The sequence below is a fragment of the Lysobacter sp. Root494 genome, from assembly GCF_001427225.1.
In the GTDB taxonomy this organism is placed as follows: Bacteria; Pseudomonadota; Gammaproteobacteria; order Xanthomonadales; family Xanthomonadaceae; genus Agrilutibacter.
Window position 1 is genome coordinate 129,176 of record NZ_LMFH01000007.1, and the last position, 11,847, is coordinate 141,022.

At 65.6% G+C, this 11,847-nt stretch carries 9 protein-coding genes; 6 read left to right on the forward strand and 3 right to left on the reverse strand.

The annotated features are described in order from the left end of the window. Positions 1 to 2: 2 nt before the first annotated feature. On the reverse strand, positions 3 to 1,157 hold the full coding sequence (locus ASD14_RS11825; protein WP_056133885.1) for an efflux RND transporter periplasmic adaptor subunit: 1,155 nt from the start codon (positions 1,155 to 1,157) through the stop codon (positions 3 to 5). Positions 1,158 to 1,539: 382 nt separating this feature from the next. On the opposite strand from ASD14_RS11825, the gene ASD14_RS11830 reads away from it, so the two are divergent. Both ASD14_RS11830 and ASD14_RS11835 read left to right on the forward strand, forming a co-directional pair. Further along, positions 1,540 to 2,739, forward strand: coding sequence for an efflux RND transporter periplasmic adaptor subunit (locus tag ASD14_RS11830; RefSeq protein ID WP_082538949.1), 1,200 nt, complete (start codon positions 1,540 to 1,542; stop codon positions 2,737 to 2,739). A 149-nt stretch (positions 2,740 to 2,888) separates the two neighbouring features. Continuing rightward, positions 2,889 to 6,053, forward strand: coding sequence for an efflux RND transporter permease subunit (locus ASD14_RS11835; RefSeq protein WP_056133891.1), 3,165 nt, complete (start codon positions 2,889 to 2,891; stop codon positions 6,051 to 6,053). 255 nt (positions 6,054 to 6,308) lie between these two features. On the opposite strand, the gene bioD is transcribed toward ASD14_RS11835, so the two are convergent. Continuing rightward, positions 6,309 to 6,980 carry a dethiobiotin synthase gene (bioD, locus tag ASD14_RS11840; protein WP_056133894.1) on the reverse strand — a complete coding sequence of 224 codons (672 nt, stop codon included), beginning with the start codon at positions 6,978 to 6,980 and terminating at the stop codon, positions 6,309 to 6,311. Between the two features lie 136 nt (positions 6,981 to 7,116). Between bioD and ASD14_RS11845 the strand changes: the two genes are divergently transcribed. Both ASD14_RS11845 and ASD14_RS11850 read left to right on the forward strand, forming a co-directional pair. Beyond that, positions 7,117 to 7,602, forward strand: coding sequence for a GAF domain-containing protein (locus tag ASD14_RS11845; RefSeq protein ID WP_056133897.1), 486 nt, complete (start codon positions 7,117 to 7,119; stop codon positions 7,600 to 7,602). Next, the gene (locus tag ASD14_RS11850; protein WP_056133899.1) at positions 7,599 to 7,982 is read left to right on the forward strand and encodes a TfoX/Sxy family protein; all 384 of its coding nucleotides are present in this window, start codon (positions 7,599 to 7,601) and stop codon (positions 7,980 to 7,982) included. The genes ASD14_RS11845 and ASD14_RS11850 overlap by 4 nt, the downstream gene beginning before the upstream one ends. A gap of 63 nt (positions 7,983 to 8,045) precedes the next feature. On the opposite strand, the gene glmS is transcribed toward ASD14_RS11850, so the two are convergent. After that, on the reverse strand, positions 8,046 to 9,884 hold the full coding sequence (gene glmS / locus ASD14_RS11855; protein ID WP_056133903.1) for a glutamine--fructose-6-phosphate transaminase (isomerizing): 1,839 nt from the start codon (positions 9,882 to 9,884) through the stop codon (positions 8,046 to 8,048). Positions 9,885 to 10,103: 219 nt separating this feature from the next. Between glmS and ASD14_RS11860 the strand changes: the two genes are divergently transcribed. Together ASD14_RS11860 and ASD14_RS11865 are read left to right on the forward strand one after the other, a co-directional pair. After that, positions 10,104 to 11,444, forward strand: a complete 1,341-nt coding sequence (locus ASD14_RS11860) for an efflux RND transporter periplasmic adaptor subunit (protein ID WP_235565399.1) — start codon at positions 10,104 to 10,106, stop codon at positions 11,442 to 11,444. A gap of 2 nt (positions 11,445 to 11,446) precedes the next feature. Beyond that, positions 11,447 to 11,698 (forward strand): hypothetical protein, encoded by a 252-nt coding sequence (locus ASD14_RS11865; protein WP_157475332.1) that lies wholly within the window; start codon positions 11,447 to 11,449, stop codon positions 11,696 to 11,698. The last annotated feature ends 149 nt before the right edge of the window (positions 11,699 to 11,847 follow it).

Below are 11,847 nucleotides of genomic sequence, written 5' to 3' on the forward strand. Positions count from 1 at the left end.
GTTTAGCCCTTCGCCGGTGCGGCGGGCGCTTTCGCTTCAGCGTTCGCCTTCGCATCGGCCGGCACGGCTTTCACCGGCTGGCCTGGCTGCGCGCGCTGCAGGCCCGACACGATCACGCGATCGCCCGGGGCAAGGCCCTTGCTGACGATCCAGTCGGGGCCCTGCTGGCGATCGGCGATGACGTCCTTGCGCACGACCTTGCCATCGCTTCCCACTACCAGCAGGTACGCGCCGGCAGCGTCGCGCTGCAACGCGGCCTGCGGTACGCGGAACGCGTTGGGCTGCTGGCCGAGCGTCGCCTTCAGCGTCACGTAGGTGCCGGGCAGCAGCGTCTTGTCGGGGTTGGGTACGCGTGCACGCAATGCGATCGCACCAGTCGCAGGATCGACCACGTCGCCAGCGAAATCCATCGTGCCGGCATGCGCATACGGCGTGCCGTCGGGCAGGATCACCTGCACTTCGGTGGCGCCCTGGTTGGTCCGGGTGCTGCGGATCTGCTGCAACTCGGTGACGCCGAGCGAGAAGTTCACGTACAGCGGATCGATCTGGTCGACGGTGGTCAGCAGCGTCGCGGTGCCCTCGCCTACCAATGCGCCTTCGGTCACCTGCTGCTTGCCGGCGCGGCCGCTGATCGGCGCACGCACGGTGGCGTAGCCCTGGTTGATGCGCGCGTTGGCGAGTGCGGCCTGCGCCTGCTTCACCGCGGCGGCGGCGCTGCGCTCGGCGGCTTCGGCATTGTCGAGGTCCGACTGCGACACGAACTTCTGCGGTGCCAACTGGCGCGCGCGGTCGGCGGCGACTTTCGCGTTCGCATACGACGCCTGCGTTGCCGCAAGTGCGGCCTGCGCCTGGCCGGTCGCGGCCTGCAGCTGCGACGGCTCGATCTGGAACAGCACCTGCCCTTCGCGCACGTCGCTGCCTTCCTCGTACACGCGCTTCTGCAACACACCCGGCACGCGGGCGCGCACGTCGGCACTGCGGAAGGGAGCAAGCCGTCCGACCAGGTCCATCTGCACCGGCACGACGGCGGGTTGGATCATCACCACGCCGACTTCAGGCGGCGGCGGTGCGCCCTGCGGCTGGTCGCCGCCACCACAGGCAGACAGCAGGAGTAGCGACAGGGCCGCGGGGACCAAAGGTCGCGCGATCGGGTTCATGTTGGCTCCGGGTTCTTGTTTTTTGCCCGCGAAACAGCGGTTTTTAGTGCAATTCCTATACTGATCAGTCTAACATTCGTGCCGATTCATCCTTCCGCCATTAGTCACGCCCGGGCACTGCAGCCAACACAGGCAAAATGACAGCGCCCCCGCAGGCTACGGGATGGAACGGGATGGCTCGGCGAAGCCACTGACCATCGACCCATGAACCCGGCGCCCAGCCTGCGTAGGCTTCGACCCGGCAGCGATACCACCGCTTCACCAGCCAGTACGCGACAGCTTTCGCCACTGCGTAATCCGACCGCAGACTGCACGATTGATGTTTTGCGTCCGGCCTTGCGCCGCGCCTGGCGCCCAGGATTTTTCCAAGGAAAAACGACCCATGGCAAAGCTCGACCCCCAACGTTCCACGCGTCCGCCCTCCACGCGCAAACGCATGATCTGGATGCTGATCGGCGCGCTCGTCGTCTTCGGTGGCGTGTTCGCCGTCAAGGCGGTGATCAGCGCGGGCACCAACCAGTTCTTCGACAACATGCCGCAGCCTGCAGTCGCGGTGAGTTCCGCGGTCGCACAGAAACATCGCTGGAGCGATGCCGGCGAAGCCGTCGGCACGTTCAAGGCCGTGAACGGCGCCGACCTCACCACCGAAGCCGGCGGCGTGGTCCGCGCGATCGAATTCGAACCGGGCCAGCGCGTGAACGCGGGCGCGGTGCTGGTGCGACTGAACAGCGCCAACGAACTCGCCGTGCTGAAGTCGCTTGAAGCCAGCGCCCGCCTGGCCGCCGTGCAGCGCGACCGCTGGACGCAGCTCGCGCGCGACCAGCTGGTCTCGAAGGACGAAGCGCAGCAACGCGCCACCGCCGCCGCGACCGCGCAGGCGCAGGTCGATGCACAGCGTGCGCTGATCGAACAGAAGACGATCCGCGCGCCGTTCAGCGGCGTGCTGGGCATCCGCAAGATCAATCTCGGCCAGTTCATTGCGCCCGGCGACGCCATCGTCAGCCTGCAGCAGCTCGATCCGATCTTCCTCGACTTCAGCTTGCCCGAGCAGCAGATGGGCACGGTGAGCGAAGGCGTGCCTGTGCGCGCGACGGTCGACGCGGTGAAAGGCCGCGTGTTCGACGGCCGCGTCACGGCCGTGGAGCCACAGGTCGATCCGAGCACGCGCAACTTCACCGCGCAGGCGACGCTGCGCAATCCCGATGGCGCGCTGCGTCCCGGCGCGTTCGCGCACGTCACTTTCGATGTGGGTGGCGAACGCGATGCGGTGGTGATCCCGCAGACTGCGGTCAGCTTCAATCCGTACGGAAACGCGGTGTTCGTGATCAGCAAGACGCCGCGCAAGGAAGGCGAGAAGGACATGCAGGGCAAGCCGCTCACCGGCGACAAGTTCGTCGTGCAACAGCGCTTCATCAAGACCGGCGCGACCCGCGGCGACCTGATCGCGGTGACCGACGGCCTCAAGCCCGGCGAGCAGATCGTGACCAGCGGCCTGCTCAAGCTGCGCAACGGGGCCGAAGTGACGATCAACAACAAGGTCCAGCCGAGCGCGGAAGCGAAGCCTGCGCCTGAGAACCGCTGAGTCTCGTTCCCCGCAGTCGAACCGTTTTTGCAATGTCATCCCCGCTCAGGCGGAGATCCGTGGACGTAGAGACAAGCGTCAAAGACACTGGATTCCCGCCTCGCGGGAATGACGAGCAAAGGCAGCGCCACCCCACAAAGGCCGCTCGCATGAAATTCACCGACATCTTCATCAACAAACCGGTGCTGGCGATCGTCGTCAGCCTGTTCATCCTGCTGTTCGGGTTGCGCGCGTACTCCGAGCTCAACATCCGGCAGTACCCGGAAATGCGCAACGCGGTCATCAACGTCAGCACCGTGTACTTCGGTGCCGACGCGGACCTGATCCAGGGTTTCATCACGACGCCGCTGGAACGGGAGATCGCCAGCGCCGAAGGCATCGACTACATGAGCTCGACCAGCGCGGCTGGCGTGAGCACGATTTCGGCCTACATCCGCCTGGACCAGGACCCCAACGAAGCGCTCACCCAGATCGCGGCGAAGGTCAACAAGATGCGCGGGCAGCTGCCGCCGGAATCGGAAGATCCGGTGATCGACCTGCAGCAGGGCCAGCAGATCGCGGCGATGTACCTGTCCTTCGCCAGCGACACGCTCGACAACAACCAGATCACCGACTACCTCAACCGCGTGATCCAGCCCAAGCTGGTGACGGTGCCGGGCGTGCAGCGCGCGGAGATCCTCGGCGCGGGCACGTTCGCGATGCGCGTGTGGCTCAAGCCCGATCGCATGACCGCGCTCAAGGTCACCGCCAGCGACGTGTCGCAGGCGCTGCAGTCGAACAACGTGCTATCCGCGGTGGGCTCGACCAAGGGCCAGATGGTCGCAATCGACATGACCGCGCGCACGGACCTGCGCACGCCGGAGGAATTCCGCAAGCTGGTCGTCCGCGAACAGGACGGCGCGATCGTGCGCCTGGGCGACATCGCCGACGTGGTGCTGGGCTCGGAAAGCTACGGCACCTCGGTGCGCATGAACGGCGAAGCGGCGACCTTCGTCGGCGTGTTCGTCGCCCCCGACGCCAACTCGCTCGACGTGGTCCGCGAAGTTCGCAAGCTGTGGGACGGCGAAATCATTCCGCAGCTGCCGCAGGGCATCAAGGGCACGATTCCCTACGACAGCACCGAGTCGATCCAGGAAGCGATCGACGAAGTGGTCAGCACGATCATCGAGGCGGTGATCATCGTGATCATCGTGATCTACCTGTTCCTCGGCTCGCTGCGCAGCGTCCTGATCCCCGCGGTGACGGTGCCGCTGTCGCTGATCGGCTCGCTGTTCCTGATGCTGCTGATGGGCTTCACCATCAACCTGCTGACGCTGCTGGCGATGGTGCTCGCGATCGGCATAGTCGTGGACGACGCGATCATCGTGCTGGAGAACATCCACCGCCACATCGAGGAAGGCATGAAGCCGCACGAGGCCGCGATTCGCGGTGCGCGCGAGCTGGCATGGCCGGTGGTGGCGATGACCACGACGCTCGTCGCGGTGTACCTGCCGATCGGCTTCCAGGGCGGACTCACCGGCGTGCTGTTCACCGAGTTCGCCTTCACGTTGGCCGGAGCGGTCCTGCTTTCCGGCGTGATCGCGTTGACGCTGACGCCGATGATGAGCGCGCGCATCCTCAAGGCGCACGATCCCGAGCACCCCAAGGGCAAGCTCGAGGCGTGGCTCGACGCGAAATTCGACTGGCTGCGGCACGGCTATCAGCGCCGCCTGCACGGCGCGCTGGAAACCAAGTCGGTGATCGCGCTGTTCGGCCTGATCGTGCTGGTGAGCTGCGTCTTCCTGTACACCACCGCGCCGAAGGAACCGGCGCCGATGGAGGACGAGGGCTTCATCTTCTCGATCGCGCAGGCCGATCCGTATTCGACGCTGGACTATGTCGAACGCTACACCGAGGAAATCACCAAGATTTCCAAGGAAGTGAAGGAAGTAGACGGCTACTTCCTGTTCAACGGCGGCTTCGGCGGCAGTGGCGGCGGCGCCAGTCCGATGGCGATGGCCGGCTTCGTGCTCAAGCCGTGGAGCGAGCGCGAACGCACGACCAAGCAGGTGCTCGAGCAGACCCTGCAGCCACAGATGAGCCAGGTCACCGGCCTCAATGTCTTCGCGCTCGTTCCACCTTCGCTTCCCAGTGCGGGCGGCGACGGCGGTGGTGAATTCATCATCGGTGGCGTTGGTGAACTGAGCCAGTTGTCGGAACTCGCCGATGGCATCCTCGAACGCGCGTACGCGAGCAAGCGTTTCATCTTCCTCGACAAGGACCTGAAGATCGACAAGCCGCAGATCGAGGTCAACATCGACCGCGACAAGGCGGCTACGCTCGGCATCGACATGCGCACGCTCGCGGCCGACATGGCGGCGCTGCTTTCGGGCGGCTACACCAACCGTTTCGCGATGCAGAACCGCTCCTACCGCGTGATTCCCCAGGTGCAGCGCAGCGACCGCCTCAACGCCGCGGCGCTCGGGAACTACTACACCCGCACGCGCAATGGCGACCTGATCCCGCTGTCGACCGTAGTCACGCTGAAGGAAAGCACGCAGCCGCAATCGCTCAAACGCTTCCAGCAGCTCAACGCTGTGTCGATCACGTTCGCGCCGCGTCCGGGCGTGAGCAAGGGCGAAGCGCTGGAGATCCTCGACAAGGCGGCGCGGGAAGTTCTGCCGCAAGGCTACAGCGTCGACTACGCCGGCGAGTCGCGGCAGTTCAAGCAGGAAGGCTCGGCGATGCTGCTGACCCTCGGCTTGGCGCTGGTCGTGATCTTCCTGGTGCTGTCGGCGCAGTTCGAGAGCTTCCGCGACGCCCTGATCATGCTGCTTACCGTGCCGATGGCGATCTGCGGCGCACTGCTCACCCTCAATGTGCTCGCCATCATCAGCGGCATCCTGGGAATGTCGGGAATAGAAGCCTTCCCCGGCATGAGCATCAACATCTACACGCAGGTGGGCCTGGTGACGCTGGTCGGTGTGATCTCCAAGCACGGCATCCTGATCGTGGAATTCGCCAACAAGCTGCAGGCACAGGGCCTGAGCAAGCGCGAAGCGATCGAGGAAGCCACCGGCATCCGCCTGCGTCCGGTGCTGATGACGACCGCGGCGCTGGTGTTCGCGATGATCCCGCTGCTGATCGCCAGCGGCCCGGGCGCGGCGTCGCGCTTCTCGATGGGCATGGTGATCGCCTCGGGCATGACGATCGGCACGATGTTCACGCTGTTCGTGCTGCCGGCGTTCTACCTGTACCTGGCGCGCGACCACAGTGTGCATCGCGATGCGAAGGAAGCCGAGCCGTCATTGCCGCCGGCGCCGCAGGCTGGCTGAGTGGACTAGTAAGCAAGACGGAAACGGGCGCAGCGATGCGCCCGTTTTCTTTTCCGACTTGCAGCGCGCTGTGAGCGTCCTGCCCGGTGGTGACACGCCTTGCGCCAGCATCGCCTGCTTTGTAGAGCGGAGCTTGCTCCGCCGCTTTTCGTAGCGCCGCGACTTCGCGGTGCGCTCTCCGGCGTCAGATGAAGAACAGCGGAACAAGCTCCGCTCTAAAGAGCTGGATGTGGTGCTGCGACGGAAGGCGCGGCGCTACAGCAGATGGAGGTGCCGCGAAAACGCCCGCGGATCCGGCGAAATCGCATGCGGCAACCGCCCCCAGCACGGCACCCGCAACACGCCCTGGAGGATCGCGAAGTTGTCGTCGCTGCGTGCCATCGCCGGATCGATGTCGTTGGCGATCCAGCCGGCGAGTTGCGCACCATCCTCAACAATCGCGCGTGCCGTCAGCCGCGCGTGGTTGATGCAGCCCAGGCGCAATCCAACCACCAGCACCACCGGCAGTCCGAGCGCGCGCACGACATCGAACTGGTCGAGATTCGCCGTCAGTGGCGCGGCCCAGCCGCCAACACCTTCGACCACCACGGCGTCTGCCATGGCAGCCAGCCGTGCATGGGCTTCGACGATGGGCTGCAGCTCAATGGAGACGCCGGCGTCCGCCGCCGCCAATTCCGGTGCCAGCGGGTTCGGCAACGCATAGGGATTCACGTCGCTGTACGAAGGCAAGGGATCGCTGGCCTGCTGCAACGCCAGGGCATCCTCGTTGCGCCAGCCATCGGCGGTCATTTCACAGCCACTCGCGACCGGCTTCATCCCGACTGCACGCAGTCCGCGTGCACGCAGTGCGTGCAGCAGCGCGGCGCTCGCGACCGACTTGCCGATGCCCGTATCCGTTCCGGTGATGTAGTACGAATTCATGCTCATGGGGCGGCATCGTAGTGCAGCGGGCCGACTGCCGGCTCTTTGGACAGAACAGCCATTGTTCCGGCTCGTTATCGTCGCCGTGCGGCATCACGGCTACAGTCGCGTCAAGTCCGCCCCGGGGCGATACACTGCCGCCATGACCTTCACCGCCTCCCAGCTCAGCGGCAGCAAGCCGGAGCAGTACGCGCAGCTCGTGGAGCAGGCACGTGCGCTGCTCGCCGGCGAGCGGAACCGCATCGCCAATGCCGCCAACCTGTCGGCGCTGGTCTACCACGCGCTGCCGTCGCTCAATTGGGTTGGCTTCTATTTCTACGATGGCAACGAACTCGTGGTCGGCCCGTTCCAGGGCCTTCCCGCGTGCGTGCGCATCCCGCTCGACAAGGGCGTGTGCGGCGCCGCCGCGCGCACCCGCGAAACCCAACGCGTCGCCGACGTGCATGCCTTCCCCGGTCATATCGCCTGCGATTCGGCCTCGCGCTCGGAACTCGTGGTGCCGCTGGTGCGCAATGGCGAACTCGTCGGCGTCTTCGACCTGGACAGTCCCGAACCCGACCGCTTCGACATCGACGACCAGCGCGGCCTCGAAGCGATCGCGCAGGCGTTCGAGGAGTCGCTCGCATGACCGCAGTGAAGATGCGCAACATCGGTCCGAAGAGCGCTGCCTGGCTGCGCCAGGTCGGCCTGCGCACGCTTGAGGACATCGCCGCGATCGGCACCGTCGAGGCCTTCATGCGCGTCAAGCGCGCGGGCTTCAAGCCGGGCCTCAACCTGCTTTACGCGATCGAAGGCGCATTGCTCGACTGCCATTGGCAGGAAGTACCGGAAGAACGCCGCCAGGAATTGATCCTCGCCGCTGGTGCCGCGACCGCCCTGCTGCCGCCGCCGCGTAATCGCCCCGCCGCCGGACCGGTGACGACGACGCACATGGACGAAGGCGCGGAGAGCGGCGCCGGTTTCGACCGCCTCTTCGATTCACCCGACAGCAGCGGCACGGAAGACTGAGCACCTTGCACAGCCATAAAAAAAGCCCGGTTCCCCGGGCTTTTTTTGCCTTCCGACCGGCGATTACTCAACGGTAACCGACTTCGCCAGGTTGCGCGGCTTGTCGACATCGGTGCCGCGCGCCAATGCCGCGTGGTAGGCCAGCAGCTGCACGGGGATCGAGTGCACGATCGGCGACAACACACCGACATGGCGCGGCGTGCGGATCACATGCACCTGCTCGGATTCGCCGAAGTGACTGTCGGCATCGGCGAAGACGAACATCTCGCCGCCGCGCGCGCGCACTTCCTGGATGTTGGACTTGACCTTCTCCAGCAGCGAATCGTTCGGCGCGATCACCACCACCGGCATCTCGCTGTCGACCAGCGCGAGTGGACCATGCTTGAGTTCGCCGGCCGGGTACGCCTCGGCGTGGATGTACGAGATTTCCTTGAGCTTCAATGCTCCTTCAAGAGCAATGGGATAGTGCATGCCGCGGCCGAGGAACAGCGCGTGCTGCTTCGGCGCGAATCGCTCCGACCACGCGATGATCTGCGGCTCCAGGTTCAGCGCGTGCTGCACGCTGCCGGGAAGCTGGCGCAGGCCGTCGAGGTATTCGGCTTCCTGCTGCGCGCTGAGGCGACCGCGCAGCTTGGCAATCGTGCAGGTCAGCGTGAACAGCGCGACCAGCTGCGTGGTGAAGGCCTTGGTCGAAGCCACGCCGATCTCGGCGCCCGCGCGCGTGTAGTACACGAGGCGGCTCGCGCGGGGGATCGCACTTTCAGGCACGTTGCAGATCGACAGCGTCTTGTCGTGTCCCAGCGACTTGGCGTACTTCAAAGCTTCCATCGTGTCCAGCGTTTCGCCGGACTGGGAGATGGTGACGATCAGCTGTTTCGGATTCGCCACGACCGTGCGATAGCGGTACTCGCTGGCGATGTCGACGGCGCACGGCAGGCCAGTGATGGCTTCAATCCAGTAGCGCGCGGTCATGCCGGCATACGAACTGGTGCCGCAGGCGATGATCTGCACGCTCTCGATGTCGGCGAGCACGGCTTCCGCATCTTTTCCGAACAGCTGTGGCGAGAAGCCGCCGTTGTCGATCACCGCCTCTATCGTGTCGCCGATCGCGCGCGGCTGTTCGTGGATCTCTTTCTGCATGAAGTGGCGGTACGGGCCGAGTTCGAGCGATGCCAGCGACACGTCGGAAACGTGGACGTCGCGCTGTACCGCCTGGCCGTCGTTGTCGAACACCTGCACCGAATCACGGCGCACGTCGGCGGTATCGCCCTCCTCGAGGAAGATCACGCGGCGCGTGGCCTGCACGATCGCGGACACGTCGCTGGCGACGAAGTTCTCGCCCTCGCCCAGGCCAACGAGCAGCGGACACCCCATGCGTGCTGCGACCAGGCGACCGGGTTCCTTGCGACTCACCACGGCGAGCGCGTAGGCGCCGTGCAGTTCGCGCACCGTGCGCTGCAGAGCGGCGAGCAGGTCGTCGCCGCCCTTGAGGTAGTGATGGATGAGGTGGGCGATGACTTCGGTGTCGGTCTGCGATTCGAAGACATAGCCGAGTTGGCGCAGCCGTTCACGCTGCTCCTCGTGGTTCTCGATGATGCCGTTGTGCACCAGCGCGACGCCGTGGCTGATGTGTGGATGCGCGTTGGCTTCCGTCACGCCGCCGTGCGTGGCCCAGCGGGTGTGGCCGATGCCCAGTTGCGAGGTGAAATGCTCGGCCTGCGCGGCCGCTTCCATTTCGGCGACGCGACCGGTACGGCGGACACGGCGGACGTCCTGCACCTCGCCCTGGTCGACGACGGCAATGCCGGCGGAGTCATAGCCGCGGTATTCAAGCCGCTTCAGCCCTTCGATAAGGAGGGGGACGACGTCCCGGTTCGCGATTGCACCAACGATGCCGCACATGGATGAGTGACTTCCTAACGGGGTGAAGGTCGGCAGTTTACCTGCTGCCGCTGGAGCGCCCGGTCGCGGCGCGCGGACCACAGCCGATGCATTTTTGCCGGTGGTCGGACCTGTTCGCATACGAACGCAGGCGTCCGCCCGGACAGGTCATCTGTCCGCCCGGACAGCTTCATGGCGACAAAATTTCTTTGGTGATCAATAATTTACGGTTGGCACGCGATGTGCTTGAGGAGAGACAGTCTCCGCATTCGCATATCACCCATGAGCATCCGCGACACCTCCGCCCAGGATCGGCCCCTCCACGGCAGCAGCGCGGCCATCCATGCAACCGCCACGTCACCACGCCGGCGCCAGTGGCTGTACGCGGGTGCCGGCATCGCCGTCCTGGTCGTCGCCGTTGGCTGGCTGCTCTCGGGCTGGACGGCCGGCGCACGCTCGATCGACGCCTCGCGCGTGCGCATCGCCGAAGTGAAGCGCGGCGACCTGGTCCGCGACATTTCCGCCGAAGGCCGGGTCATCGCCGCCAACAGCCCCACCCTGTACGCCATCGCCGGCGGCACGGTGACGCTGAAGGTGGTCGCGGGCGACAAGGTCGAACAGGACCAGCCGCTCGCCGAAATCGACAGCCCTGAACTGCGCAGCAAGCTCGCGCAGGAACAGGCGACCCTCGCCGGCCTCGAAGCCGAATCCAGCCGCGCCGCGCTCGATGCGCAGGTCACGCGTTCCAACGCGCGCAAGCTGCTCGACCAGGCCGCGATCGATCGCCAGGCCGCGGCGCGCGACCTCGAACGCAACCAGAAGGCCTTCGAAGGCGGCGCCGTCGCCCAGATCGACGTGGCGCGCGCGCAGGACACGCTGAAGAAAGCGGATCTCGGCCTCGCCAGTGCGCGCAACGAATTCGGCCTGCTCGGCCAGGGCGCCGGCCTCGACATGCGCAACAAGCGCCTGCTCGCCGATCGCCAGCGCGCCGTCGTGGCCGAACTGCAGCGCCAGGTCGACGCGCTCACCCTGCGCGCGCCGTTCGATGGCCAGGTCGGCCAGGTGCTGGTCGCGCAACGGCAGAACGTCGCGGTCAACGCGCCCGTGCTGAGCGTCGTCGACCTGGGCAAGTACGAAGTCGAGATCAAGGTTCCGGAAAGCTTCGCGCGCGATCTCGCCATCGGCATGCCGGCGAAGGTCACCGGTTCCACCGGCACGCTCGACGCGGAACTCGCCGCGGTATCGCCGGAAGTCGTGAATGGCGAAGTCACCGGCCGCCTGCGCTTCAAGAACCAGCAGCCGCCTGGCCTGCGCCAGAGCCAGCGCCTGAGCGTGCGCATCCTGCTCGACACGCGCCGCAACGTGCTGATGGTCGAGCGCGGCCCGTTCCTCGAACAGGGCGGCGGTAACAGCGCCTACGTGATGGATGGCAGCAGTGCAGTGAAGCGCCCGATCCGCACCGGCGCCAGCAGTTTGAACGCCGTCGAGATCCTCGATGGCGCGAAGGAAGGCGATCGCATCGTGGTATCCGGCGCCGACGGCTTCGGCGAATCCGAAAAAGTCCGTATCTCTGGAGAATGATCATGGGCATGTACTTCGAAACCGTGCGCTCCGACGCGCTCTATCCGTCACACGACTTCCCGCGCAACTGGTCCGCAGTGGACCTGGCCGATGCCATGCCGCTGCGCCTGTCCGAGCGCATGTCGCTGGGCTTGGTGGAATTCATCGCGACGCCGGGGGCCGCGAACAACCCGTTCGTGATTTCGCCGAAGCGTGATGGTTTCCGCCGGAATTATGTCGCTGGAGCCGAACTGACTTCCTTTCGCGTGCGCTGAGCTGTTGCTCGTCATTCCCGCGCAGGCGGGAGTCCACGGACGTTGCTTAGGACTCTCTCTCCCAAAAGCAATCGCAAAAACAAAGTCACTGGACTCCCGCCTTCGCGGGAATGACGAGCTAGCGCCACCGCGCAGAAGTTCCAACAATC

Coding starts and splice junctions, on each gene's coding strand:
- ASD14_RS11825 (WP_056133885.1), bottom strand. CDS start 1,157: ATGAACCCGATCGCGCGACCTTTGGTCCCCGCGGCCCTGTCGCTACTC.
- ASD14_RS11830 (WP_082538949.1), top strand. CDS start 1,540: ATGGCAAAGCTCGACCCCCAACGTTCCACGCGTCCGCCCTCCACGCGC.
- ASD14_RS11835 (WP_056133891.1), top strand. CDS start 2,889: ATGAAATTCACCGACATCTTCATCAACAAACCGGTGCTGGCGATCGTC.
- bioD (WP_056133894.1), bottom strand. CDS start 6,980: ATGAGCATGAATTCGTACTACATCACCGGAACGGATACGGGCATCGGC.
- ASD14_RS11845 (WP_056133897.1), top strand. CDS start 7,117: ATGACCTTCACCGCCTCCCAGCTCAGCGGCAGCAAGCCGGAGCAGTAC.
- ASD14_RS11850 (WP_056133899.1), top strand. CDS start 7,599: ATGACCGCAGTGAAGATGCGCAACATCGGTCCGAAGAGCGCTGCCTGG.
- glmS (WP_056133903.1), bottom strand. CDS start 9,884: ATGTGCGGCATCGTTGGTGCAATCGCGAACCGGGACGTCGTCCCCCTC.
- ASD14_RS11860 (WP_235565399.1), top strand. CDS start 10,104: ATGTGCTTGAGGAGAGACAGTCTCCGCATTCGCATATCACCCATGAGC.
- ASD14_RS11865 (WP_157475332.1), top strand. CDS start 11,447: ATGGGCATGTACTTCGAAACCGTGCGCTCCGACGCGCTCTATCCGTCA.